The following is a 25,157-nucleotide window of genomic DNA, read 5'->3' as shown; positions in this document are numbered from 1 at the left end:
ATGAACGTACTCAACAAGCTCGAGGAGTGGCTGATCGCCAGCCTCATGGGCGGCGCGACCCTGCTGATCTTCGTTGCCGTGGTCCACCGCTATCTGGCCGGCGTGCCGATCCCCGGCCTCCAGGACTGGCTGCTCGCGATCCACCTGGGCTGGGCCCAGGAGCTGTGCATCTTCATGTTCGTCTGGATGGCCAAGTTCGGCGCCGCCTACGGCGTGCGCACCGGCATCCATGTCGGCGTGGATGTGCTGATCAACCGCCTGCAGGCGCCGATGCGGCGCCGCTTCGTGCTGTTCGGCCTGTTCGCTGGCGCCCTGTTCACCGCGGTGGTCGGGGCGCTCGGCGCGCGGCTGGTCTGGGGCCTGGCGCAGAGCGACCAGACCACGCCCGACCTGGAGCTGCCGAGCTGGCTCGCCTACCTGGCGATTCCGCTGGGGTCGTTCCTGATGTGCTTTCGCTTCCTGCAAGTGGCCGTGGCGTTCTGGAAAACCGGCGAGTTGCCGCGACACGACCACGGCCATGTCGAAGGCCTGGAGGCTGACCGCACGCCGGCCCTGGAGGCGCGACCATGAACAGCCTCATCATCTTCTCCCTGCTGGTGCTGTTGATGCTCAGCGGCATGCCGATCTCGATCGCGCTCGGCCTGACGGTGCTGACTTTTCTGTTCACCATGACCGAGGTGCCGCTCGAGGCGGTGGCACTGAAGCTGTTCACCGGCATCGAGAAGTTCGAGATCATGGCGATCCCGTTCTTCATCCTGGCCGGCAATTTCCTGACCCATGGCGGGGTGGCCAGGCGGATGATCCGCTTCGCCTCGGCGATGGTCGGCCATTGGCACGGTGGCCTGGGGCTGGGCGGCGTTCTGGCCTGCGCGCTGTTCGCCGCGGTGTCGGGGTCGAGCCCGGCCACGGTGGTGGCCATTGGCTCGATCCTGCTGCCGGCAATGGTCACGGCCGGCTTCCCGAAGCGCTTCGGCGCCGGCGTGATCGCCACTTCGGGCGCGCTCGGCATCCTGATCCCGCCGTCGATCGTGATGGTGATGTATGCGGTGGCCACCAACACCTCGATCAGCGCGCTGTTCATGGCCGGCGTGGTGCCCGGCATTGCGCTGGCGCTGCTGCTGGGCGTCGTGACCTGGTACCGGGCCTGGAAGAACGATTACCCACGCCTGCCGAAGATGGGCTGGTCGGTGCGCCTCAAGGCCTTTCGCGAGGCGATCTGGGGCCTGCTGCTGATCGTGGTCGTGATGGGCGGCATCTACACCGGCATCTTCACGCCCACCGAGGCGGCCGCGATGAGCGCGGTGTATGCCTTCGTCGTCGCGGTCTTCGTCTACAAGGACCTGGGCCTGAAGGACGTGCCGCGGGTGCTGCTGAACTCCGCCAACATGAGCGCGATGCTGCTCTACATCATCACCAACGCGGTGATGTTCTCGTTCATCCTGGCCAACGAGAGCATCCCGCAGGACCTGGGCAACTGGATGATCGCGCAGGGCCTGGGGCCGATCGGCTTCCTGCTGGTCTGCAACCTGGTGCTGCTGGTGGCGGGCAACTTCATGGAGCCCTCGTCGATCGTGCTGATCCTGGCGCCGATCCTGTTCCCGGTGGCGATGCAGCTGGGCATCGATCCGGTGCACTTCGGCATCATGATGGTGGTCAACATGGAAGTCGGCATGTGCCATCCGCCGGTCGGCCTGAACCTCTACGTAGCCAGCGGCATCACCAAGATGGGCATCACCGAGCTGACCGTGGCGGTCTGGCCCTGGCTGCTGGCGATGCTGGGCTTCCTGGCAGTCGTCACCTACTGGCCGGGGCTGTCGCTGTGGCTGCCGGGGCTGTTGCTCAAGTAGCCGGCGGCCGGCGGCCCGCGGGCGAACTCGAGGTCACGGGCAGTGCGAACTGAGTCCGCGGGAGCAGCAACGCGAGCTCTCGAGGTCGCCCGAAGCCCCGATGGGCGAATCATCTGCGCGCAGTTTCAGACAGATCTCATCTAGAAGTTTTTACAACCGTTAAATATCGCAATTTCATTTGAGGCAGACGTCTGCGGGAAGTGCAGACCTATTTGTCTCGATCAAAGGATTGCCTGCAGCCCCTTGCTCGCGATGACATTGAGCAGTTTGAGGGCCGGCCCTGCAGGATGGGTGTCGCCTTGCTCCCACTTGCGCACCGTGGATGCCGTGGTGTGCAGGTGCAGTGCGAACACCGGCTGGCTGAACTTCAGTTCCTCGCGCAGCCGCTTGATGTCGGCCGCGCTGAACTCCCGTACTGGCGGCGGGCAGATGGCATCGAACTCGCGCATCGTCACCTTACCGATTGCGCCAGCATCGTGCAGCGCGGCCAGATCGCCGCGCAGGGATTCAATGAGCTTGCTCGTCACAACACACCTCCAATAGAACGCCTATCTGCAGCGCTTTCATCAAGTCCTCTGTCGATAGCTCCAGAAACACCTTTCCCGCGAACTGCAGCGCCTTCCTTTCGTCCTGCGCAATGTTCGCCTTGTCACTTTTTGGGAACCCATACAAAAACACATAACGGCTGCCGATCCGCGCCGACAGCAGCGTTCGATAGCCGCCGCTCTTGCCGCCACCGGGACGGGCTACCCGCTTCTTGTAGAGGAAGCCGCCCAAGTCCGCATCAATCAGACCGACCTCCATCTCGCGACGGCGATGGCGATGCTGGAGGGTTGACTATGATCCGAAGTAGCCATGATGTGCGTTTCCTTCCAAGGGGCACGTTGTGGTCAGAGCCTCGTTGGTGTTTGCGCACCTTCGGGGCTCGTCTTTTTGCCTCAGCTGGATGTCCTGGAACGTCATGACATCCCGCCCTGAGACGCGGCGTTGTTCGCTGGGTACTCTGGGGTGGCAGCGGATCTCCTTTCCTGCTTGGGTGTGGCGTGAGCACAGCCATTTCACCGCGAGCGGTTGCAGAGCGAACTGAGACCGTTCGGAAGGAGGGATGTGAATGATCCGAAAGTGTCGTCGCGTGCTTCGCAACGCATCGGTGATTTCAGCGGGCGCAAGGCACGGAGCGTGCTGCGCGCCGGCGGCGCATCGACCCGCCGCGCTCAGGCGAACAGGCGCCCGTGGCCCGGCGAGCGCGGGTCCAGCCCGGCACTGCGGACCAGCTCCCGGAAGCCCGCGGGCGAGCTCGAGACCACGGGCACGCCGTGCCGCGCTTCGACCTCGCGCACCGCGTCGAGCGTGACCAGCCCGCCGCACGAGATCAGGATGCCGTCAGCGCCCGGGCTGGCCTCGAAGACCGTCGTGCACAGGTCGACCAGCACCTGCGTCGGCACGGCGCCGACCGCCTGCACGTCGGAGATCGACAGCCCCTGCAAGGCCAGCGGCTCGAAGTCGCTGTCCTGCAGGTAGCGGCGCAGCTGCAGGTTGACCTCGTCGATGTAGGCGGTGGCCACCGCGACCCGCCGCACGCCCAGGCTGCGCAGGCCGCCGACGATGGCATCGCTCATCGTGCTGCAGGGCAGGCCGGTGGCGCGCGCCATTTCGGCCTGCAGCTGGCGGTTGAAGGCGGCGCCTCGGAAGAAGCTCAGCGAGGTGCCCATGAGCGAGACGGCGCCGACGCCGAGGGCGGCGAGCTCGACGGCCTTCTCGATCACCGAATCGATCACCTCGGTGTAGCCGCGCGTCGAGATCTCGCCCAGGCCGAGCCCGCGCGCGCTGAAGCGGATGCGCTCGCCGTACAGCAGCGGGCCGTCCACCGGCACCGCGCCGGCGGCGGGCGGCACGATCAGGCCCAGGTGGGGTTGCGCCATGGTCAGCTCCCTTCCGCCACGATGCGCTGCTCGGTGATGATGCGCTTCCAGCGCGCGTTCTCGTCGACCAATTCCTTGCGCAGCTGCGCGGGCGTGGCGAAGGCCCGCAAGGTGCCTTGGGCGGCGGCCGCGGTGGCGGCCTCGGGGGTGTCGAGCACGGTCTTCACCGCGGCCGCGAGCTTGTCGACGATCTCGTCCGGCGTGCCGGCCGGCGCCAGCAGGAACAGGCGCGGTGCGACGTCGAAGCCCGGCAGCGCATCGGCCAGCGGCGCCACGCCGTCCGCGGCTTCGAGCCGCGCGGTGTTCATCAACGCCAGCGCGCGCAGCTTGCCGGCCTTGGCTTGCGCCATGCCGGCCGTGGCGCTGACGACGCCGATCGGCACCTGCCCGCCGACCACGTCGGGCACGATCTGCGCGGCGCCCCGGTACGGCACATGCACCACGAAGCTGCCGGTGGCCTGCTTGAGCATCTCGAAGCCCAGGTGCTGCACGGTGCCGACGCCGGAGGTCGCAAAGGAATAGCGGCCCGGATGGGTCTTGAGTTCGGTCACCAGCTCGGCCGGTGTGCGGGCCGGGAAGTCGTTGCCGGTGACGATCATCAGCGGCGAGATGAAGGCGCCGGCCACCGGCTTGAAGCTGGTCAGCGGATCGATCGCGATCTTCGGCTGCAGCAGCTTGGCGATCAGCATCGCGCTGTCGCCCATCATCAGCGTGTAGCCGTCGGGCGCGGCCTTGGCGACCAGGTCGGCCGCGATCATGCCGGTGGCGCCGGCGCGGTTCTCGACCACCACCTGCTGGCCGAGCACCGCCGGCAGGCGCGCGCTCAGGATCCGCGCCGCCGCATCGACGCCGCCGCCCGCCGAGTAGCCCACCACCAGCCGGATCGGCTTGTCGGGGTACTTCTGGGCCCAGGCCGCGGTCGTGCCGAATGCGCCCGCCATGCAGAAAGTCAGTGCCAGGGTTCCCGTGCGCAGTGCATGCCCGCGTGAGGGTCGAATCGCTTGTCGTCTCTGTTTCATCGTGTCTCCGTTGTTCTTTCTAACCCGATGCTTGTGCTGGCGCTTCAGGCTTTGCCTTTGCCGTGGGAGGTCGGGAGCTTCGCCAACTCCCGCACCCGCTCGGCATTCGGTGCGAAGCCCAGCCCCGGCGTCTCGGGCAGCGTGAGCCAGCCCTGGTCGGGCACCGGCAGGCCGTCGAAGATCTGCTCGAGCATCTTCACCGCGACGTAGTGGTATTCGACCATCCCGCCGTTGGCGACGCCCGCGTGCAGGTGCATGTTGTGGAAGGGCCAGGCCCCGCCGTTGTCGATCGGCACGTTGAAGGCCTGCGCCATGCCCGCGATCTTCAGGCACTGCGAATAGCCGCCCGAGATGGTCACGTTGGGCTGCAGCACGTCGGCCGCCTGGTTCACCAGCAGGTCGCGGAAGCGGAACGACAGGCCCTCGTTCTGGCCGCAGGCGAGCGGGATCGTGGTGCGCGTGCGCAGCTGCGCCATCTGGCGCACGTCGTTCTGCGTCAGCGGCTCCTCGAAGAAGCTGATGCCGTAGGGCTCGATGCGCCGTGCCAGGTCGCTCGCATGGAACAGGTCGAGGCCGCAGTTGCCGTCGACGTAGAGCTTCACGTCGGGGCCCACGGCCTCGCGCACCGCGGCGACGCGGCGTACGTCCTCGTCGATCACTTCGTCGATCGGCCGCGGCTCGTCGCGGCGCGCCAGCGCATGGCCGCCGACGGTCATCTTGAGGCGCCGGAAGCCCTGCGACACCCAGAGCTTCGCGGCCGCGGCGAGCTCGTCGCGCTCGAAGAAGCCGAAGCCGAAGGTCGCGTAGACCGGGACCCGCGAGCGCGCGCCGCCCAGCAGGCGCCACAGCGGCTGGCCGAGCGCGCGGGCCTTGAGGTCCCACAGCGCGATGTCGAGCGCGGCGATGGCATGGCTGGCGTAGCCGGTCTGCCCGCGCGGCGACAGCAGCCAGTAGAGCTTCTCCCAGAGCCGCTCGGTGGCCATCGGGTCTTCGCCGATCAGCGCCGGGCCGGCCACTTCGCGCACCGCGGCGGCGATGATTTCCTCTTCGGTGATGGCGGTCATGCCATGGCCGACGAGGCCGGTGTCGGTCTCGATCTCGGTCAGGCAGAGCGACAGAGAGGTCTTTTTGTCGAGGCCCAGCACGTCGATGGTGACCGGGATGTTCAGCGGCGTGGCGCTGACGCGGATGATCTTCAAGAAATGTCTCCTTGGCTTGTTCGGCTTCGCGATTCTTGACGCGCGGGTCGAGGAGAACAATTCGTTTGTGGCGGGCGCGAGGCTTCGCGAATCGCGAAGGCTCAGGCCGGCGCCGGGCCGCCAGCGCGGCGAGGTCAGCGCGGCAAGCACCTACTGAGCCCGACGCGAGGTCCGAGCGCCCACCGAGCGCCGTCAAGCGACGGTCGCGACGGCCTGCCGAATCTTTTTCAGCAGCCGGCCGAAGTTGGCCACCCTTGAAACGGCGGACTAGCAGTTTCCTTTTTTTGCCTGCCCTGGCGGGCATTGCTTTCCGTACCCGCCGCCTGGATTGCCTGGGGCCTCGGGGTAGACAACACACCCTCCGAGCATGGCCGTTGCGAAGAGTGCTGCGACTAGCTTCCTCATGGAATGTCCTTTTGCATCGTTGGAATTCGAGCATAGCTGCCGTGTTTTGAGATCGCGCCAGCAGCGTTGCAAAGACGCCGCGCTCTGGGGGGGGGGGGGGGGGGGGGGGGGGGGGGGGGGGGCTCGATTCCCGTCGCCGCGACCCCTACCCCCACCGCCGAGAAAGGCACGCTGCGGCTGGCCATGACCGACGCGCCGGCCTGCGGCTATGACGCCGTCAACGTGACCGTCACCAAGGTACGCGTCCACCAGGCCGCCAACGCGGCAGAAAGTGAAGCTGGTTGGCAGGACCTGGCGGTGGACCCGCCGGCGCGCATCGACCTCTTGTCGCTGACCAACGGTGTGCTGTTCGAACTCGGGCAATTGCCACTGCCGGTGGGCAAATACACCCAGCTGCGCCTGGTCCTGGCTGAGAACGGCGGCAGCACGCCGCTGGCCAATTCGGTCATTCCCACTGGCGAAAAGGAAATCGCGCTGAAGACGCCCAGCGGCCAGCAATCGGGCTTGAAGGCGAATGCCAACATCGATGTGGCGGCCAACCAGATGGCAGACTTCGTGATCGACTTCGACGCCTGCAAGTCAGTGGTGAAAGCCGGCAAGTCCGGACAGTACCTGCTCAAGCCGGTACTGAGCGTGGTGCCGCGCCTGGTCTCTGGCGTGCTTGGCTATGTGGACGTCGGCCTGGTCGATCCGAGGACCAGCGTTTCGCTGCAGCAGAACGGGGTCATCGTCAAGGCGACGGTGCCGGACAGCACGGGCAAATTCCTGCTGCAGCCGGTGCCTGCCGGAAGCTATCACCTGGTGCTGACGGCGCCCGGCCGCACCACCGCGGTGGTGACTGGCGTACCCATCGCCGCCGAAACCGTGACCACGCTCAATGCGTCGGCGTCGGCGCTCGCCGTGCCCACTTCGCCGACGGCCACGCTGTCCGGCGCCGTGAGCACCGCGAGCTCGCCGATCGAGGCACAGGTGCGTGCCCTGCAGCCGCTGTCCGGCGGCCCGACCATCGTCGTGGCCGACCGTGCGGCGGACGGCGACACAGGCGCCTACACCTACGCGGTGCCGGTGAATGCGCCGCTGGTGGCGCCCTACGCAGCGGCGCCGGCGGCGCTGGTCTTTGCGCCGAACACGGCTGCGGCTGGCAAGTACGTGGTGGAAGCCAGCGGGGCCGGCTCGGTGAAGACGGCGTCCTCGCCGACGCTGGCGGGGGACGCAACCTTCGCGACCAACTTCACGCTGCCCTGAGTTGACTTGAGCGGCGAAGTGGGGAGCATGGGGGCCAGTCAGGCCGGGTCCGGGGTTCGGAGGTGCTCCAGCACCGAGCGCGCCGCCGCCGTCAGGTCCTGCTCGCGCCGCACGCACAGCAGGTGCCGGCGCACCGCCCAGGGGGCGTCGAGCCGCAGGCAGCGCAGCCGCAGGATCTGCAGCTGGGGCAGGATCGCCGCGAAGGGCAGCACGCCGATGCCGACGCCTTGCTCGACCATGCGGCACACCATGTCGAAGCTGCCGACCTGCATGCGGACCTTGAGCGGCACCTGCGCCTCGAGCGCGGCGCTCAGCAGCACGCGGTGCAGCGCCGTGCCTTCGCGCACCACGATATGGTCGTGGCGCAGCACCTCGTCCACGCCGATGCGCCGGCGCCGGGCCAGCGGATGGTCGCGCGCCACCACCACGGCCAGTTCGTCGCTGCGGTAGGGCAGGCATTCGAGGCCCTCGGCCGGCGTGTGGCCCTCGATCACGCCGATGTCGGCCAGGCCGCCCAGCACGGCCTTGACCACCTCGGTGCTGGCGCGTTCCTGCAGGTCGATCTTGAGCACCGGGTGCAGCCGCAGGAAGGAGCCGATCTGGGCCGGCAGGAACTGGGCGATGGCCGACGCGTTGGCCGTGATGCTGACCACGCTCGCCACGCCGTTCTGGAAATCGTCGAGTTCGGCACCGAGCCGGTCCATGGCCGACAGCACGGCGCGCGCATGCAGCAGCAGTCCGTGGCCCGCCGAGGTGAGCGTGACGCCGCGCGCGTGGCGCACCAGCAGCGGCAGCCGGGCCCGCGACTCCAGGTCGGAAATCCGCTTGCTGGCGGCCGCCAGCGCGATGTGGCAGCGCTTTGCGCCCTCGCTGATGCTGCCGTGGTCGGCCACGGCCACGAACAGGCGCAGCGATTTCAGGTCTGCGGACATGCCGTGTGGGTCAGGGCGCTTCGGGTGGCTGCGCGAGGTAGTCGAAGAGTTCACGCGCGGATGCGGGCAGCTGCTCGCGGCTGCGGGCGACGATCTTGAGCTCGCGCTCGGCCCAGGCATCTGTGAGCGGCACGGTCGTGATGCGCAGCGCGCGCGACAGGCGGCGCGCCGACGAGGCCGGCAGCACGCCGACGCCGACCCCGGCCTCGATCATGAGACAGATGGCCTCGAAGCTGCCGACCTGGATCCGCGGGCTGTAGCCGCGGCCGGCGAGTTCGGCCTTGCGCAGCAGGAAGCGGTGGATCGCGCTGGCGTGGTGCAGGCCCACGTGCTGCTCCTCGAGCGTGTCGACGAAGGCCATCGCGGACGTTTCGGCGAAGCGATGCGCCGTCGGCACCACCAGCACCAGCTGGTTGCGGCCGAAGGGCCGGGCGTCGAAGTCGCCGGTGTGAACGTCGCCGGCCAGGATGCCGATGTCGGCGCCGCCGTCGGCCACCGAACGCACGATCTCCTCGCTCAGGTATTCGCGCAGGTCGACCTGCACCGCCGGATGCTGCGTGAGGAAGCCGGCCAGCTTCTCGGGCAGGTATTCGGTGATCGAGGTGGTGTTGGCGAACACCCGCACATGGCCCTTGATGCCCTTGCCGAAGTCCTGCATGTCGATGCGCAGGTGCTCCATCTGCTGCATCACGCGCTTGGCATGGTAGAGCAGGGCCTCGCCGGCCGCGGTCATGTTCACGCCCTGCGCGGTGCGGTGCAGCAGCTTGCCGCCGATGGCTTCCTCCATCTGCTTGATGCGGGTGGAGGCGGCCGCGAGCGAGATGCAGGCGCGGTCGGCGCCGCGCGTCAGGCTGCGCGCCTCCGCCACATAGGCGAAGAGCTTGAGGTCGAACAGGTCGAAATGGAGATTCACGCGCGGATTGTCCCGCTAAAACCAACCCGCATCAGGCCGGCGCCGGGCCGCCCCAAGGCGGCCTGCGGCCCCCTCGGGGGGCAGCGACACACGAAGTGAGGGAGCGTGGGGGCTCGTCAGACCGGGTCCCAGCTGAAGACGTCGGCCGAGCGGTCGAGCGGGTAGAAGCTGGCGCGCATCGCCGGCATGGCGTGCTCGGCGATGGTCTGTGGCGTCCACCCTTCGGAGCGGTGGATCGAGCGCACCGGGCGCGGCTGGCTGATCAGCGAGATCTCGTTGTTGCGCACGGAGAAGATCTGGCCGTTGACCTCGCGCGCCGCATCGCTGGCGAGGTAGACCGCCAGTGGCGCGATCTTCGAAGGCGTCATCTGCTGGATCTTGGCGACGCGCACCCGCTGCTCTTCCGTGTCGGTCGGGATGGCGCCGATCATGCGGCTCCAGGCAAAGGGCGCGATGCAGTTGGAGCGCACGTTGAACTTGAGCATGTCGAGCGCGATCGACTTCGACAGCGCCGTGATGCCGAGCTTGGCGGCCGCATAGTTGGCCTGGCCGAAGTTGCCGATCAGCCCCGAGGTCGAGGTCATGTGCACCATCGCGCCCGAGGCCTGCTCCTTGAAGAAGACCGCGGCGGCACGGCTGACGTAGTAGCTGCCGTAGAGGTGAACCTTGATCACCGCGTCCCATTCGTCGACCGACATCTTATGGAAGAAGCGGTCGCGCAGGATGCCGGCGTTGTTGACCACGGCGTCGATGCGGCCGAAGTTGTCGACCGCGCACTGGACCATGCGCGCTGCACTGGCGGCATCGGCCACGCTGTCGGCGTTGGGCACGGCCTCGCCGCCCAGGGCATGGATTTCGTCGACCACCTGCTGGGCCGGCCCGGCGCTGTGGCCGGCGCCGTCGAGCGCGGCGCCGATGTCGTTGACCACCACGCGCGCGCCGTGGCGCGCCATGGCGAGCGCGATGTCGCGGCCGATGCCGCCCCCCGCGCCGGTGACCAGAACCACTTTGCCTTCGACCATCGAATCTCTCCTCGAGCTGCCTGCGAAATCGCCGATAGAGGATGCCACGGGCGTCGCCGCCCGTGTTCCGGCATTGCGAAGGGGGGCTTCGGGAGACCTACGCGGCGTCGCGATCGCGCAAGACCAGCGTCTGGACGGCGACGCCGATCGGGCCCTGCTCGTCGTAGAGCCGCGACAGCGTGGTGCCGGCGCCGCTGCCGTCCGCCTGCGATTCGGAGGCGAGGCCGATCCATTCGCCCACCGGCTGGCGATGCAGGTGCAGGCTCAGGTCGGCATTGGAGAACATGTAGCGTTCGACCGGCAGCAACCAGCTGACTCCGTTGCCGAAGTCGGCCGCGGCGGCGGCGCGCATCGCCGGCGAGTTCGGCACGCCGGCCACCAGCGGCACCGCGAGACGGAACCAGGCCGCGCCCGGGCCCGGCTGCGAGATGTCGCCCTGGGCGACGAGCGTGTCCATGGCGGCGCCGTGGAACGCGACGCCGACGGGCAGGCCCGGGATGCGCAGCGGCTCGCTGCAGTCGCCGGGCAGCGGCAGCAGGCGTGGCGGCGACAGCCCCGGCAGGCCGTCGGGCAGCGCCAGCGCCTGCCCGCGCAGCATCAGCGCATGGGCGCGCGCCACCAGCGTCTCGCCGGCGAGCAGATCGATCGTCAGGCGCGTGGTCGAGCGCGCGGGCTGTGCAGTGCAGCGCGTGGTCAGCGGCGCCACCGGCACCGGCTTGACCAGCTCGACGCTCAGGCGCGCGAGCTGCCAGCCGGGTTCGGCCATGGCGCTTTCGGCCACATGCGCCATCAGGGCGCTGGGCGCGCCGCCGTGCTGGGCCCGGGGATCCCACGGCCCGCGCGACAGTTCGCTGGGCAGCCAGACATCGCCCTCGCGCGCGAAGACAGCGGCGGGGCGGGCGGAGTCGATCGAGGCAGGGGTCATGGTGACGGCGTTTTTACCGCAGTTGGTGCTTGAGCAGCTTTCCGGTTGCCGTGCGCGGCAGCGTGTCGCGGAATTCATAGGCGCGCGGGATCTTGTAGCGCGCCAGCTGCGGCTCGAGGTACGTGCGCAGCGCATCGCCGTCGACCGCCCGACCGGCGCGTGCCACCACCACCGCCGTCACCGTCTCGCCCCATTCCGGATGCGGCCGGCCGATGACGGCCACGTCCTGCAGGTCGGGATGCATCGCGAGCACGTCCTCGACCTCCTTCGAGTACACGTTCTCGCCGCCGGTGACGATCATGTCGCGCAGCCGGTCGACGATGAAGAGGTAGCCGTCCTCGTCGATCCGCGCCAGGTCGCCGGTGCGGTACCAGCCCTGCGGGTCGAAGGCGGCCGCGGAGGCCTCCGGGTTGTCGAGGTAGCCCTTCATCATCGCGGGCGAACGCAGGTGGATCTCGCCGACTTCGCCGGCCGTGCAGCGCTGTCCGTCGGCGCGCCGCACCTCGACCGCGACGCCCGGCACGCCCGCGCGGCCGATCGAGCCCGCCTTGGCGATCGCCTCCTCGGGATAGAGCACCGTGCCCAGCGGACCCGATTCGGTCATGCCGTAGACCTGCACGAAGCGGTCGCTGCCGTAGCTGTCGGCCAGCTTGCGCGCCATGTCGGCGCCCAGCGGTCCGCCGCCGTAGGCCCACATGCGCATCGCGCCGAAGTCGTAGGCCTTGATGTCCGGCACCACCGCGAGCGGGGCCAGGAAGGCGATCGGCGCGCCGAAGGTGAAGCTGATGCGCTCCTGCGCCAGCGCATCGAGGAAGGCCTTGGGCGCGTACTCGCGCAGGAACACCGCGCTGCCGCCCATCAGCAGCGTGCCGAGCAGCCAGTTGTTGAGCGGCGACGAATGCCACGCCGGCATCGCGATCAGGGTGCGCTCGTGGCGCGTGATCGAGGTGCTGGCCGCGGCGCAAACCGCCGCGAGGAACACGTTGGCGTGCGTATGCAGGCAGCCCTTGGGCTTGCCCGTGGTGCCGGAGGTGTAGAGGATCTCGGCCAGCGCATCGCCGGGCGGCGGCGCGGCGTCGGCCATCGGCGCGGCCTGCTCGAGCAGCGCGTCGAAGGAGGCCATGCCGGCGCCGGCGCTGTCGGTCGCGAGCCAGTCCGGCGTGTGCTCGATCTTCTGCGCGAGCGGGGCCAGGGCGCCATCCACCACGCACAGCCTGCTGCCCGAGTGGCGCAGCACGTAGTCGATCTCGGGTGCCTGCAGCTTGTGGTTGACCGGCACCACGGCGGCGCCCAGTCGCCAGGCACCGAACAGTGCGAGCACGAAGCCCGGCGTGTTGAAGCACAGCAGCGCCACCCTGTCGCCGGCGCCGATGCCGTGGCCGCGCAGCACGGTGGCGGCGCGGCGGCTGAGCTCGGCGAACTCGCCGTAGCTGAAGGAACGGCCCGCCGCGCGCAGGAATTCCCTGGCCGGCTGCACGCGGGCGTGCTGGTCCAGCACCGAAACGAAATCAGTCATGCCTGTCGCGTCTTCAGTGCCAGGCCGCGCGCAGCAGCGCACCGGGATCGCTGGTGCCGGCGGTGATGCCGGTCACCGGCCCCCAGTCGGGGTCGAAGCGGCTGCCGATGAAGGCGGCCGAGGCCTCGGCGCTGGCGTGCTGCAGCATCAGGCAGGCCTGGGCGGTGAGCACCAGGCGCTGCGTGAAGCGGCGGGCCTGGCGTTCGAGCTCGGTCGGCGGCAGCAGGAGCGCATCGCGCAAGGCCTGCGTCTGGGCCCGCAGGCGGGTGTCCTGCGAGGCGACTTCCTGCAGATGGTCGAGCACCCGATGCGCATCGTCCGGGTTGCGCGAGACCGCGCGCAGCACGTCCAGGCTCATCACGTTGCCCGAGCCTTCCCAGATCGAGTTGACCGGCGCCTCGCGGAACAGGCGTCCCATCGGACCGTCTTCCACATAGCCGTTGCCGCCGAAGACTTCCATGGCCTCGCCGGTCAGCGCCACCGCGCGCTTGCAGTTCCAGAACTTGGCCGCGGGCGTCATGAGGCGGCGCCAGGCGACGTCGAACGGATCGCTGGAACCGAAGTGCGAGGCCAGGTCCATGGCCAGCAGCGTCGCGGCCTCGGACTCGAGCGCCATGTCGCCGAGCAGCTCGGTCATCACGGGCTGGTCGACCAGAGCGCGGCCGAAGGCATGGCGGTTGCGCGTGTAGTGCAGCGCCTGCGCGAAGGCCTGGCGGATGAAGCCGGCGCTCGCGAGCGCGCAGTCGAGGCGGGTATAGGTCGCCATCTCGATGATGGTCGGGATGCCGCGGCCTTCCTCGCCGACGAGCACGCCCCAGGCCTCCTTGAACTCGACCTCGCTGCTGGAATTGGAGCGGTTGCCCACCTTGTCCTTCAGGCGCTGGATGTGGATCGGGTTCTTGCTGCCGTCGGGCCGCCAGCGCGGCACGAAGAAGCAGGTCGAGCCGCGCTCATCGGTCTTCGCGAGCACCAGGTGGCCGTCGCACATCGGCGCCGAGAGGAACCACTTGTGGCCGGTGATCAGGAACTCCTCGCCCCAGGGACCCTGGCCCGCGGGCACCGCGCGCGAGGTGTTGGTGCGCACGTCGCTGCCGCCCTGCTTTTCCGTCATGCCCATGCCGACCGTCATCGAGTGCTTCTGCGCGAAGGGGATGTCGCGCGCGTCGTGCACCGTGGCGCCGAGCTTGGGTGCCGCCGCCTCGAACAGCGCCGGGTTGAGCCGCATCACCGGGATGCAGGCCTTGGTCATCGTGGTCGGGCAGGTCGAGCCCGACTCAATCTGGCTGTGCATGTAGAGCGAGGCGCCGTAGCCGGTCCAGGCCGAGGGGCGCTGGTCGAAGAAGGGCAGGTTGGCGATGCCGTTGCGCCGTGCGATGGTCATCATCGTGTGCCACGCGGGATGGAACCTGACGGCGTCGATGCGCTCGCCGGTGCGCGAGTGCGTGTGCAGCTCCGGCTCATGGTGGTTGGCGTCCTCGGCGGCGCGCAGGGTGGCCTCGGCGCCGTACTCGGCGCCCTGGCGCACCAACTCGTCGTCGCGCCAGCCGGCGCCGCCGCGCGCCACCGCGCGGCGCAGCGCCGGGTCGCTGGTGTAGACGTTGTAGTCCTTGAGTTCGGGAACCTGGTTGTCGGGATGGATGCCGGTCATGGTGGGTCTTTCGGAGGTGAATGGAGGGTGCGGGCTCAGCTGCCCGACGGGCGCTTCATCTGGCAGGTGGTGGCCTGCTCGGCTGCCTTGGCATCGACCACGGCCACCTGCTTCCAGCCCAGGCCGGTGTTCTCCTGGTCGTGCACCACGGCCTTGCCGTCGACCTTTTCCCAGCTCAGCACGTAGATCGGCTGCTGGGCCTGGTGGTCGGACTTGCGCATCTCGACCGGGCCGTTGAGGCCTTCGAAGCGCATGCCTTCCATCTTCGTGGCCACGGTCATGGGATCGGTCGCCTTCGTTTCGCGCATCGCCTGCGCCAGCATCACGATCGCGTTGTGGCCGAGGCTGTTGGTGAAATCCTCGTTGACCTGGCGCTTGAAGCCGCCGAGCAGCGGCTTGCCCGACAGGCCCGGGTCGTTGGGGCTGAAGGCCGACACCAGCTTGACCCGGCCAACGCCCGCCGCGCCCATGGCGCCCGGCACGCCGAAGTTGTTGGCGTTGAGCGTGTAGAAATCGACGCCGAGTCCGGAATCCCGTGCGGCCCGCACGATCAGGGCCAGGTCGGCGCCGAAGTCGGCCGTGATCACCGTGTCGGCGCCGGCGCGCTTGATCTTCGCCATGTAGGGCGAATAGTCCTTGACCTGGCCCAGCGGATGGAAGTCGTCGCCGACGATCTCGATGTCGGGGCGCTTCTTGGCCAGCAGATCGCGCGCGGCCCTGGAGACCTCCTGGCCGTAGGCGTAGTTGGGGTTCAGAAGAAAGACCTTCTTCACGCCGGGCTGCGCCGCGATGTGCGTCGTCATCGCCGCCACCTTCATGTCGGAGTTGGCGTCGGTGCGGAAGTGCCAGAAGCTGCACTGCGCATTGGTCATCACGGGTGCCTGCGCGGCGTAGTTCAGGTACACGATCTCCTTGCCCGGATTGCGGCTGTTGTGCTTGTCGATGGCGCCCAGGAGCGCGACGCCGACGGCCGAGGAACTGGTTCCCTGCACCACGTAGCGGATGTCCTGGGCCACGATCGAATTCAGCAGGCTCAGCGCCTCCTGGGCGGACAGCTTGTTGTCGAAGGCGACGATCTCGAATTTGGTGGGCCCTGCCCAGCCCTCGTCGTTGGCCATCTTCACCGTGTACTGGAAGCTCTTGAGCACGTTGAGGCCGAGACCGGCCATGGGCCCGGACATCGCGTCCAGCGAGGCGATCTTCACGGTCGAGGCAGGCTGCGCCGAGGCGGTGGCGGCCGCCAGGACGAGCGCGGCCGAAGCCGCGCGGACGATGGTTTGCATGATCTTGTCTCCCGTTTTTTTGGCTTCCGCGCCGGGCTTCGGCGCTGCTGTCCATCGCTGCAGAATGCAGCCTGCCAGCTCGAAAAATTCTAGGAACAACCGACGCTCCGGGTGTTCGGGTTCCGGCGCAAGGAGACCAGGATCAAACGTTCCCCGACTTCTCCCCCGAGGAGAAAGCCGCGCCAGTCGCGTGCGCTGCAGACTTCGCAAGCCCTGCAGGAAGCCTTTGTTCGGCTTTTGGTCGAACGCGGCTACGCGGGCATCACGATCCGCGAGATCGTGCTGGTGGCCGGCACCGGCCTCGGCAGCTTCTACGAATACTTCGCCAGCAAGGAGGACCTGGCGCGCGTCTGCCTGCACCTGCGCTCCAAGGCGCTGCTGATTGCGATGCAGGAGGCCGTCGCGCGGCACACGGGCCGCCCGCTGCGCGAGATCGTCGACGCGCTGATCGACTCGCAGATCGAGGCCCACCGCGAGCGGCCGGCGGAGTGGGGCGCGCACTACCTGCTCGAGCGCCACCTGTCGGGCGTCGACGCCTACCGCAAGATGTACGAGCGCTTCGTCGACGCCTGGGCCGATGCGCTCGCCGCCGCGGCGGACCTGCCCGCAGGTTGCCCGATCCGGGAAGCGGCGCGCGTCAGCCAGACCGTGATGTACGGGCTGGTCTCGCACGTCCACATCAGCGCCGTCGGTGCGCCTGATTTGCAGGCGTTGTCGCGGCAGGCACGCACGGCGGTCAATGCCTACCTCGAGGCCTTGCGCTGACCCATCGTCCTGATCCCTAACTCGCAACAAGGACGCGAACAAGAACGACGAGGAGCCCTGCAGCAACGGAGGAGGCGACGGTCGTCATTGCCAGGTCGGGCGTCCCTTCGTCCACGTTTTGCCGCGTCGGCGCAGCGCTGGCTTTGAGTGGTTGCGGCACCGCTTCAAAGGCGGGGCTGAACGGGCTGTAGAGTGCTCCGCCGAGGCTCGCCGAGCCGGACTCGTCGCGCTCGACATCCTTGCCCGTGGGCTCCTCGATCAAGGCCGCCTTGATCGAGGACGCCTTTTCAGTGTCGGCGGCAAACAGCGATGCACCCGCGAACGCAGACAGCGCTGCCAGACAAATGCCTGCTGCCGTCCTGCGCATTCCTTGCTTCTTTTTCGCCACGACGATGCCCCTTCGGGGTGCCGAACCGTCGCTACTACTTGCTGCCGGTCGCCTGGTGCGCCTGATGATTGCCGAAGGTCAGAGGCGCCGTGTTGCAGCTGAGCACGGTTTGTCCCGTCCCCGTCAGCTTGATGAGGACCAGCGCGGTGTCCTTGGTGCCAGGCTCTCCGCCATCGGTGAAGGTGAATGCAATTTCTGCAGGCAGACCGTTGAAGGTGCCGGTTCCCGCGCCGTCAAAGGTGTCGAAGTTTGCACTCGGGGGTTGCTGGATCGCGTCAGTGTCGGTGCACACCGCCTTCGCCAAAGTGGTGAGATGGAAATTGTCGCCACCGGACAAGTTGATTTCCAGATTGTTTGGCTCTGCGAGCGTGGCCGGCGGATCGCCCTTGCAGTGCAACTCGAAGCCATGCGTCACTTTTTGTTGCCCCGGATCACTGCAGACAAAGCTTCCGCCACCCGTCATTCGACCTTCCTGGTGTGCCCATGCAGCGCCCATCATCGTCGCCGCCGCKGCCGCGGCGGAGCAAAGCACAGCCTTTCCGAAAAGTTTGTTCATGATCTTTCCCTGCCCCGCCACGGGCGGTGATACCAGGGCCAAGGCCCCCCCACTTGAGGAGGTTGAACAAACAGGCGCAAAGGCCCATCGGGCGCAAAAGTTGTACGCCTCAAAGCGCCCATTCTCAATATCACGAATGGCGTATCGCTGCTGAGTTGCGCGGCGTCCAGAGACACCTTCAAGGCGTCAGTGAGATCGGGTGCGTGCTTTGACACCCTCACTGGCGTCTCGTTTCCGACGCCCAAAAGAAAACGGCGCTATCGTTTTCGATAGCGCCGTTTCTATACCAGTGAAGGGTTTGCTGGTGGGCCCTGAGTGACTCGAACACTCGACCTACGGATTAAGAGTCCGCTGCTCTACCAACTGAGCTAAGAGCCCCTGATCGACATTTCTGTCATTCAGGCAATCCCACGATTATAGCCACAACTTTTGGAGCGGCCGTCAGATCCGCTCAAAAATGCAGGCGATGCCCTGGCCGCCGCCGATGCACATGGTCACCAGCGCGTAGCGGCCCTGGATGCGCTCCAGCTCGTACAGGGCCTTGACAGTGATCAGCGCGCCGGTGGCGCCGACCGGGTGGCCGAGCGAGATGCCGGAGCCGTTGGGGTTCACCTTGGCCGGATCCAGGCCCAGGTCCTGGCTCACCGCGCAGGCCTGCGCCGCAAAGGCCTCGTTGGCTTCGACCACGTCCATGTCGGAGGCCTTCAGGCCCGCCTTCTCGAGCGCCTTGCGCGAGGCCGGCACCGGGCCGATGCCCATGTAGGCCGGGTCCACGCCCGCGAAGGCATAGGCCACGATGCGCGCCATCGGCTTCAGGCCGCGCCGCGCCGCTTCTTCCTTCTCCATCAGCACCACGGCCGCGGCCGCGTCGTTGACGCCGGAGGCATTGCCCGCGGTCACGGTGCCGTTTTCCTTGAGGAAGGCGGGCTTGAGCTTGCTCATGTCCTCGATCTTGGCGTCGTGGCGCACGTGCTCGTCGGTGTCGAAGTAGGTGGTGCCCTTGCGGCTCTCCAGCGGCACCGGAACGATCTGCGTCTTGAAGAAGCCGCCCTCGATCGCCTTCTGGGCGCGCTGGTGGCTGGTCAGCGCGGTCTGGTCCTGCGTCTCGCGGCTGATGCCCCACTTCTTGGCGATGTTCTCCGCCGTGATGCCCATGTGGATGGTCTGGAAGGGGTCGTGCAGCGCGCCCAGCATCATGTCGACCATCTTGCTGTCGCCCATGCGCGCGCCCCAGCGGGCGGTGAGCGAGGCGAAGGGGGCGCGGCTCATGCTTTCGGCGCCGCCGCCGACGGCCACCTTGGCGTCCCCGAGCTGGATGCTCTGGGCCGCGCTCACGATGGCCTGCAGGCCCGAGCCGCACAGGCGGTTGACGGTCAGCGCGGGTGTCTCCTGGGCGCAGCCGCCTTCGATCGCGGCCACGCGGGCCATGTACATGTCGCGCGGCTCGGTGTTGATGACGTGGCCGAAGACCACGTGCTCGACGTCCTTGCCGTCGACCTTGGCGCGCGCCAGCGCTTCCTTGGTGACCAGGGCGGCGAGCTTGGTGGGCGGCACGTCCTTGAGGCTTCCGCCGAAAGTTCCGATGGCGGTGCGAACGCCGCTGACGACAACCACTTCTTTCATCACAGTTCTCCTTTGCAAACGAAGCGCCGATGATGCCAGCCCGGGCGCCGCGCGGGTGACATCGGCGCTACCATGCCTTTCCCAACCAGGAGCCTGCCATGGACGAAGTCGATTCCCCGGGTCAAGTGGTCGTCACGGGCGCCGCCGGCGCGCTGGGGCGTGCCGTGGTGCAGCTGTTCCTCGACCGGGGGGGGCGCGTGGCGCTGATCGACCATCGGCTGGAGCACCTCGTCAGCAGCTTTCCCGGGCTCGACAACTCGCAGCACCTGCTGCTCCAGGCCGACGTGACCTCGGTGGAGGCGATGGCCGGGGCGGGGCAGCGGGTGCTTGGCACCTTCGGCGGGCAGGTCGATGCCCTGGTGCACATCGCCGGCGGCTTCGAGATGGGCGAGCCGGTGCATGCGCTCGGCCGCGCGGCCTGGGACCGCATGATGAACCTGAACGCCTGGTCGTTCGTGGCGGTGACGCAGGCGCTGGTGCCCTCGATGATCGAGCGCAAGGCCGGCCGCGTGGTCGCCGTGACCGCCAAGACGGCGGCGCGCGGCGCCGCGGCCATGGCGGCGTACATTGCGTCGAAGAGCGCGCTGCAGCGGCTGGTCGAAGCCTCGGCCGCGGAACTGGCGCCGCACGGCATCACCGTCAACAGCATCGCGCCCAGCGTGCTCGACACCCCCGCCAACCGCCAGGCCATGCCCGATGTCAACCCGAACCAGTGGGTGTCGACCTCGGTGGCGGCCCGCACCGTCGCCTTCCTGGCCTCGCCGGCGGCCGCGGCCCTGCACGGCCAGCACCTGACGCTCGACGCCTGAGTCCGGCGTTCGGTTCGGCCCCGGGGGCGGGCCTGCACCAAGGGGCAAATCGCGCGTCACCTTAGGACAAGTGCGCTTTGTCGCCGGCGTGCGCATGCTCTCGGCACGCTCTCGCGTTGCGGCATGGCTGCCCCGCGCCCCCGCGAGATGCAACAACCCGGAGGCCGCCATGGCAGCGAAGAAGCCCGCACAGCAATCGAAGGCCGCATGACTGCCGTCCTGCCGTCCTGGAACGAAGGCCCGGCCAAGGCCTCGATCACCGACTTCGTGGCCCGGGTGACGCAGGAGGGCGGGCCGGACTTCGTCCGCCCGGCCGAGCGCATCGCGACCTTCGACAACGACGGCACGCTGTGGTGCGAGCAGCCGATGCCGTCGCAGGTCTTCTTTGCGCAGGATCGGCTGGTCGCGCTCGCGGCCCAGGACCCTGCATTGAAGGAACGCCAGCCCTTCAAGGCCTTCCTCGAGCACGACCTCCAGACGATCGCGAGCCTGGGCAAGCAGGGCGCCTTCGACGTGGCGTTTTTCACGCATGCCGGCGTGACCGAGGACGACTTTCAGGCCAGTGCGAAGGCGTGGCTCGCCTCGGCCAGGCACCCGAAGCTCGGCCGCCGGTTCACGGAGTGCGCCTACCAGCCCCAGATCGAGCTGCTCGACTACCTGCGCGCCCACGGGTTCAAGACCTTCATCGTCACCGGCGGCGGCATCGACCTGGTGCGCGCCTTCTCCGAAGAGGTCTACGGCATTCCCGTGGAGCAGGTCATCGGCAGCAGCACGAAGACGCGCTTCGAGATCCGCGACGGGCGTGGCGAGCTGTGGAAGCTGGCGGAACTCGGCACGTTCGATGACCGCGACACCAAGCCGCAGAACATCGGCCTGCACATCGGCCGGCGTCCGATCCTTGCCTTCGGCAATTCCGACGGCGACCTCGCGATGCTGCGCTACGTCAAGTCGGGCGCCGGCCCGCGGCTGGCACTGCTGCTGCACCACGACGACGGCGAGCGCGAGTTCGCCTACGACCGCGAGTTCCGGCTCAGTCCGCTGGTCGACGCGCTCGACCATGCCGGCGACTACGGCATCGATCTGGTCAGCATGCGGCGCGACTGGAACACGGTGTTCGTCCCGCGGACGGCCACACCATGACCCGGGCACGGGCGCATCCGCGCATGGGCCGTCGCCCGGGCCCGCCGTCCCTGCGAGGCCGGTCCGAATGCTTCCCGCTGCAGGAGATGACCATGGCGCAGGCAGTCCCGGGTCCCGACACCAAGACCAAGCTCAGCGACGACTACGTGCGCATGGTGGCGCGCGACGCCTTCTTCTGGGCCTGGCCGATCGTCAACGTGCACAACCGCCGCGTCGCCTTCGGCGGCTTGCCGCATCCGATGCTGCTGGGCGGCGTGCTGCCGGTCGGGCCGGCCAACAGCCTGACCATGCTGACCGACTACATCGATCCGGCCGAGCGCGCGGTGGCCTGTCCGAACCAGGACGTGGTGTACGGCAACGGCATCGTCGCGCTGGACCAGTCGCCGGTGGTGCTCCAGGTGCCCGATTTCGGCGACCGCTTCTGGGTCGTCCAGGTGGTGGATTCGCGCACCGACAGCGTTGCCGAACTCGGCAGCATGTACGGCACGCAGGCCGGCTTCTACCTGCTGGTCGGGCCGAACTGGGTCGGCGTGGTGCCGCCGGGCATTCGCCGGGTGTTCGTCTCGCAGACCGGCACCGGCGTGGTGATTCCGCGGGTGTTCCGCGAAGACACCGAAGAGGATCTGTTGGCGGTGCAGTCGGTCATCAGCCGGATCGGCCTGTACCCCGTGGCGCAGTTCGACGGCAGGATCAAGCGCACCGACTGGTCTCGGGTGCTGGCCGTGCCGAATGCGGCCGACCGCTGTGGCGGCGAAACCCGATGGGTGCCGCCCGAGACCTTTCTCGAGAGCCTGCCCGCCGCGCTGGCCGATGCGAAGCCGCTGCCGGGCGAATCGGCGCGCTATGCGCAGGTGCTGGCGGTGGTGGACGCGGTCGCCGGCGATGCGCACCTCAGGGAGGTCTTCGAGCAGGCGGTGGCGGCGGCCGACCGGGAACTGGTGGAGCCGCTGTTCGAGTTCCGCAACTATGGGCGGCAGCTGCCGCACCACTGGTCGACGATCGCCAACGGCGCCTGCTTCGGCACCGACTACTTCACGCGCACGGCGGTCGCGAAGTCGAACATCTTCGTCAACAGGCCCAACGAGACGCAGTATTTCTATCAGGACCTGGACCAGGACGGCGCGCGCCTGTGCGGCGCCGGGTGCTATGCCCTGACCTTCGCGCCGGGAGAGCTGCCGCCGGTGAAGGGCTTCTGGTCGCTGACGCTGTACAACGCGCATCACTTCTTCGAGCCCAATGCGCTCGGGCGCTATTCGGTGGGCACCAAGAGCAGGTCGCTGCGTTTTGCCGACGACGGCTCGTTGACGATCTATGTGCAGCCGCAGTCCCCCGGCGTCGAGAACGAAAGCAACTGGCTGCCCGCGCCGAGCGGCGGCATGAGCGAGTTCTCGCTCTATCTCCGCGCTTACTGGCCCGAGCCCGCCGTCATCGACGGCCGCTGGACGCCGCCGGCGGTCGTCCGTCTTGAATGAATCACGAGGAGTTTTCATGAGTCGAATCACAGGCAGCGCCGCGATCTTCCTGGTCGCCGCGCTGGCGGCGCAGGCGGTGCCGGCGGGCGCGCAGCCCACCGCGGTCGCCACGGCGGCCGCCTCAGCCATCGGTGGCGAACTGCCCTGGCCGCGCACCGTCCAGTCCGGCAACGCGAGCCTGCGGGTGTACGAGCCGCAACTCGACAGCTGGGACGGCGTGAAGCTGGCCGGGCGCGCGGCGGTGCAGGTCGAGATCGGCAGCAACCCGCCGCAGACGCGCTACGGCATCGTCACCTTCGAGGCCCGCACGCTGACCGACAAGGGGCGCCGCCTGGTCACCCTCGACGGCGTGCGTTTCGCCAAGGTCGATTTCCCGTCCTCGACCGCGGCGCAGGCGCAGGCCTGGAGCGATGCGATCGCGCGCGACCTCGGCGGCCGCTCGCGCACCATCGCGCTGGACCGGCTCGAGGCCGCGATGGCGATCGTCCAGACAAGGCAGCCCGAGGAGCGCAAGCCGCTGGCCAACGAGCCGCCGCGCATCGTGTTCTCCAGCGCACCGTCGATCCTGGTCACGATCGACGGCGAGCCGCGCTATGGCCGGCTTCAGGGCACGCCCTTCGAGCGCGTCATCAACACCCGGCCGCTGCTGCTGCGCGACGGCTCGGGCACCTACTACCTGAAGGTGTTCGACGGCTGGATGACGGCCGTTGCGCTGAACGGGCCGTGGAAGGTGCTCCACGCGCCCTCGAAGGAGCTGGGCCGGGCTTTCAAGACCGCCATGGATGCGCACCAGATCGACCCGCTCACGGGGCAGAGCACCCCCGACCGCCCGGCGCCGCGGCTCGAGAGCCATGCGCCGATGGTCTTCGTGGCCACCGCGCCGACCGAGCTCATCGTGACCGACGGCACGGCACGGCCGGTGCCGCTCAGCGGGGCGCCGCTGCTCTATGTGGAGAACACCACCGGCAACATCTTCATGGACATGCAGGACAACCAGACCTACGTGCTGATTGCCGGCCGCTGGTTCCGCTCGGCCTCCACCGCCGGTCCGTGGCAGTTCGTTCCGGCCAATGCCCTGCCGCCCGCGTTCGCGCGGATCCCCGACGACAGTCCGAAGGAGAACGTCAAGGCTTCGGTCGCCGGCACTTCGCAGGCGCGCGAGGCCGCGATCGCGGCGACCGTGCCGCAGACGGCCGCGGTCAAGGTGGCGGGCACCTCGCTGACGCTGCCGCGTTTCGACGGCGAGCCGGTGTTCAAGCCGATCGCGGGCACCTCGCTGTCCTACGTCGAGAACACGCCGACCGCGATCATCCGGGTCAGCGACAGCGCCTACTACGCGGTCGAGAACGGCGTCTGGTTCAGCGCCGCGTCGGTGCGCGGGCCGTGGAAGGTCGCCCGATCGGTGCCGGCGGCGATCTATTCGATTCCGCCGAGTTCGCCGCTGCACTACGTGACTTACGTGCGCATCTACGACACGACGCCCGACACGGTCTACGCCGGCTACTCGCCGGGCTACATGGGCGCGATCGTCGACCCGGTCTCGGGCGTGGTGGTGTACGGCACGGGCTATGCCTACAACCCGTGGATCGGCTCGGTCTGGTACGGGCCGCCGGTCACCTACGGCTATGGCGCGGCGGTGGCGTACACGCCGTGGACCGGCTGGGCGGTGGCCTTCGGCCTCGGCTGGGCCTGGGGCGCGGCGACCGTGGCCGCCGGCTGGGGCTGGGGCCCGTATCCGTACTGGGGGCCCTGGGCCGCGCCGGTGTGGGGCGGGGCCGCCTTCGGCCCGCGCGGCGGCGCGGTGGCCTGGGGGCCCGGCGGCTGGGCCGGCTACAGCGGCAACGTCTACAGCCAATGGGGCAGCCGCGCGACCGTGTCGCGCGCCGCCGGCGGCTACAACGCCTGGACCGGCAACGCCTGGGCCGGGCAGGTGGGTTCCTCGTACAACTCGCGCACCGGCATCGCCTCGGCGGGCCAGCGCGGCGCGATCGGCAACGCCTACACCGGCAACTACGCGGCGGGCGGGCGCGGTGCGGCGGTCGGGCCGGGCGGCAGCGCCGCGGTCGGCGCGCGCGGCACCGTGGGCAATGCCTACACGGGCAATGAGGTGTCGGGCGGCCGGGGCGCGGTCTACAACCACAACACCGGCCAGGTGACCACCTACGGCCGGGCCACCGGGGAGGGCGGCGGCACGGTCGGTCATGTCGGCAACGACGTCTATGCCGGCAAGGACGGCAATGTCTACCGCAACAGCGGCGACGGCTGGCAGAAAGCCACGCCGGGCGGCTGGGAGGGCCGGGCGGCAGGCGGCGAGCAGGGTTTCTCGCAACTCGACAGCGAGCGCAGCGCGCGCGACTTCGGCGCCCAGCGCACGGGTGAGCTGCACCAGTCGTCGATGAACTTGAACCGTTCGTTCAGCGGCGATTCCCACGCCGGGGGATTCGGCGGCGGCGGCGAGTTTCGCGGCGGTGGCGGCGGCTTCCGTGGCGGTGGTGGTGGCTTCCGCCGCCGATAGGCCCGAAAATCCA

General features: G+C 68.6%; 23 protein-coding genes and 1 tRNA gene. 8 read left to right on the top strand and 16 right to left on the bottom strand.

The features are described from left to right. Together AC1DYK_RS21050 and AC1DYK_RS21045 are read left to right on the top strand one after the other, a co-directional pair. Complete coding sequence (locus AC1DYK_RS21050) at positions 1-570, top strand: TRAP transporter small permease (protein ID WP_478168079.1); 570 nt, start codon at positions 1-3, stop codon at positions 568-570. Beyond that, complete coding sequence (locus AC1DYK_RS21045) at positions 567-1,847, top strand: TRAP transporter large permease (RefSeq protein WP_478168078.1); 1,281 nt, start codon at positions 567-569, stop codon at positions 1,845-1,847. The genes AC1DYK_RS21050 and AC1DYK_RS21045 overlap by 4 nt, the downstream gene beginning before the upstream one ends. A gap of 221 nt (positions 1,848-2,068) precedes the next feature. On the opposite strand, the gene AC1DYK_RS21040 is transcribed toward AC1DYK_RS21045, so the two are convergent. From AC1DYK_RS21040 to AC1DYK_RS21020, 5 genes are all read right to left on the bottom strand, one after another. After that, on the bottom strand, positions 2,069-2,374 hold the full coding sequence (locus AC1DYK_RS21040; RefSeq protein WP_478168077.1) for a helix-turn-helix domain-containing protein: 306 nt from the start codon (positions 2,372-2,374) through the stop codon (positions 2,069-2,071). Further along, positions 2,355-2,651, bottom strand: a complete 297-nt coding sequence (locus AC1DYK_RS21035) for a type II toxin-antitoxin system RelE/ParE family toxin (RefSeq protein ID WP_478168076.1) — start codon at positions 2,649-2,651, stop codon at positions 2,355-2,357. The genes AC1DYK_RS21040 and AC1DYK_RS21035 overlap by 20 nt, the downstream gene beginning before the upstream one ends. Positions 2,652-3,061: 410 nt before the next feature. Next, positions 3,062-3,769 (bottom strand): arylmalonate decarboxylase, encoded by a 708-nt coding sequence (locus AC1DYK_RS21030; protein WP_478168075.1) that lies wholly within the window; start codon positions 3,767-3,769, stop codon positions 3,062-3,064. Positions 3,770-3,771: 2 nt separating this feature from the next. Further along, complete coding sequence (locus AC1DYK_RS21025) at positions 3,772-4,710, bottom strand: Bug family tripartite tricarboxylate transporter substrate binding protein (protein WP_478168074.1); 939 nt, start codon at positions 4,708-4,710, stop codon at positions 3,772-3,774. A 122-nt stretch (positions 4,711-4,832) separates the two neighbouring features. Further along, positions 4,833-5,987 carry a mandelate racemase/muconate lactonizing enzyme family protein gene (locus tag AC1DYK_RS21020; RefSeq protein ID WP_478168073.1) on the bottom strand — a complete coding sequence of 385 codons (1,155 nt, stop codon included), beginning with the start codon at positions 5,985-5,987 and terminating at the stop codon, positions 4,833-4,835. Positions 5,988-6,458: 471 nt separating this feature from the next. On the opposite strand from AC1DYK_RS21020, the gene AC1DYK_RS21015 reads away from it, so the two are divergent. Next, positions 6,459-7,637: a DUF4382 domain-containing protein gene (locus tag AC1DYK_RS21015; RefSeq protein WP_478168072.1), complete on the top strand. Its 1,179-nt coding sequence runs from the start codon at positions 6,459-6,461 to the stop codon at positions 7,635-7,637. 38 nt (positions 7,638-7,675) lie between these two features. Here the strand turns inward: AC1DYK_RS21015 and AC1DYK_RS21010 are convergent, their stop codons facing one another. The 7 genes from AC1DYK_RS21010 to AC1DYK_RS20980 form a co-directional block, all read right to left on the bottom strand. Continuing rightward, a complete protein-coding gene (locus AC1DYK_RS21010) occupies positions 7,676-8,569 on the bottom strand; it encodes a LysR family transcriptional regulator (protein ID WP_478168071.1) in 894 nt (297 codons plus the stop codon). 10 nt (positions 8,570-8,579) lie between these two features. Further along, positions 8,580-9,482: a LysR family transcriptional regulator gene (locus AC1DYK_RS21005; RefSeq protein WP_478168070.1), complete on the bottom strand. Its 903-nt coding sequence runs from the start codon at positions 9,480-9,482 to the stop codon at positions 8,580-8,582. 116 nt (positions 9,483-9,598) lie between these two features. Continuing rightward, a complete protein-coding gene (locus AC1DYK_RS21000) occupies positions 9,599-10,504 on the bottom strand; it encodes an SDR family NAD(P)-dependent oxidoreductase (RefSeq protein ID WP_478168069.1) in 906 nt (301 codons plus the stop codon). 97 nt (positions 10,505-10,601) lie between these two features. Then, positions 10,602-11,429 carry a thioesterase family protein gene (locus tag AC1DYK_RS20995; RefSeq protein WP_478168068.1) on the bottom strand — a complete coding sequence of 276 codons (828 nt, stop codon included), beginning with the start codon at positions 11,427-11,429 and terminating at the stop codon, positions 10,602-10,604. A 13-nt stretch (positions 11,430-11,442) separates the two neighbouring features. After that, on the bottom strand, positions 11,443-12,945 hold the full coding sequence (locus AC1DYK_RS20990) for a class I adenylate-forming enzyme family protein (protein WP_478168067.1): 1,503 nt from the start codon (positions 12,943-12,945) through the stop codon (positions 11,443-11,445). Between the two features lie 13 nt (positions 12,946-12,958). Continuing rightward, complete coding sequence (locus tag AC1DYK_RS20985; protein WP_478168066.1) at positions 12,959-14,593, bottom strand: acyl-CoA dehydrogenase family protein; 1,635 nt, start codon at positions 14,591-14,593, stop codon at positions 12,959-12,961. A 35-nt stretch (positions 14,594-14,628) separates the two neighbouring features. After that, positions 14,629-15,876: a branched-chain amino acid ABC transporter substrate-binding protein gene (locus AC1DYK_RS20980; RefSeq protein WP_478168065.1), complete on the bottom strand. Its 1,248-nt coding sequence runs from the start codon at positions 15,874-15,876 to the stop codon at positions 14,629-14,631. A 237-nt stretch (positions 15,877-16,113) separates the two neighbouring features. Between AC1DYK_RS20980 and AC1DYK_RS20975 the strand changes: the two genes are divergently transcribed. After that, positions 16,114-16,641: a TetR/AcrR family transcriptional regulator gene (locus tag AC1DYK_RS20975; RefSeq protein ID WP_478168064.1), complete on the top strand. Its 528-nt coding sequence runs from the start codon at positions 16,114-16,116 to the stop codon at positions 16,639-16,641. A 16-nt stretch (positions 16,642-16,657) separates the two neighbouring features. Here the strand turns inward: AC1DYK_RS20975 and AC1DYK_RS20970 are convergent, their stop codons facing one another. From AC1DYK_RS20970 to bktB, 4 genes are all read right to left on the bottom strand, one after another. Continuing rightward, positions 16,658-17,029 (bottom strand): hypothetical protein, encoded by a 372-nt coding sequence (locus AC1DYK_RS20970; RefSeq protein ID WP_478168063.1) that lies wholly within the window; start codon positions 17,027-17,029, stop codon positions 16,658-16,660. A gap of 34 nt (positions 17,030-17,063) precedes the next feature. Beyond that, positions 17,064-17,585: a hypothetical protein gene (locus AC1DYK_RS20965; RefSeq protein WP_478168062.1), complete on the bottom strand. Its 522-nt coding sequence runs from the start codon at positions 17,583-17,585 to the stop codon at positions 17,064-17,066. A gap of 302 nt (positions 17,586-17,887) precedes the next feature. Continuing rightward, positions 17,888-17,963: transfer RNA gene (locus tag AC1DYK_RS20960), tRNA-Lys, on the bottom strand. A 63-nt stretch (positions 17,964-18,026) separates the two neighbouring features. Further along, complete coding sequence (gene bktB / locus AC1DYK_RS20955; RefSeq protein WP_478168061.1) at positions 18,027-19,211, bottom strand: beta-ketothiolase BktB; 1,185 nt, start codon at positions 19,209-19,211, stop codon at positions 18,027-18,029. A 95-nt stretch (positions 19,212-19,306) separates the two neighbouring features. On the opposite strand from bktB, the gene AC1DYK_RS20950 reads away from it, so the two are divergent. The 4 genes from AC1DYK_RS20950 (at position 19,307) to AC1DYK_RS20935 (ending at position 25,144) form a co-directional block, all read left to right on the top strand. Continuing rightward, a complete protein-coding gene (locus tag AC1DYK_RS20950) occupies positions 19,307-20,017 on the top strand; it encodes an SDR family NAD(P)-dependent oxidoreductase (RefSeq protein ID WP_478168060.1) in 711 nt (236 codons plus the stop codon). A gap of 207 nt (positions 20,018-20,224) precedes the next feature. After that, complete coding sequence (locus AC1DYK_RS20945) at positions 20,225-21,157, top strand: HAD family hydrolase (protein WP_478168059.1); 933 nt, start codon at positions 20,225-20,227, stop codon at positions 21,155-21,157. Positions 21,158-21,249: 92 nt separating this feature from the next. Next, positions 21,250-22,629 carry a DUF1254 domain-containing protein gene (locus AC1DYK_RS20940; protein ID WP_478168058.1) on the top strand — a complete coding sequence of 460 codons (1,380 nt, stop codon included), beginning with the start codon at positions 21,250-21,252 and terminating at the stop codon, positions 22,627-22,629. Positions 22,630-22,645: 16 nt separating this feature from the next. Next, positions 22,646-25,144: an autotransporter gene (locus tag AC1DYK_RS20935; protein ID WP_478168057.1), complete on the top strand. Its 2,499-nt coding sequence runs from the start codon at positions 22,646-22,648 to the stop codon at positions 25,142-25,144. Positions 25,145-25,157 lie beyond the last annotated feature (13 nt).

The sequence above is a fragment of the Variovorax sp. P2_H12 genome, from assembly GCF_056403395.1.
The sequence above is the reverse complement of the archived record's forward strand: the minus strand, read 5'-3'. Positions and strand labels throughout refer to the sequence as shown.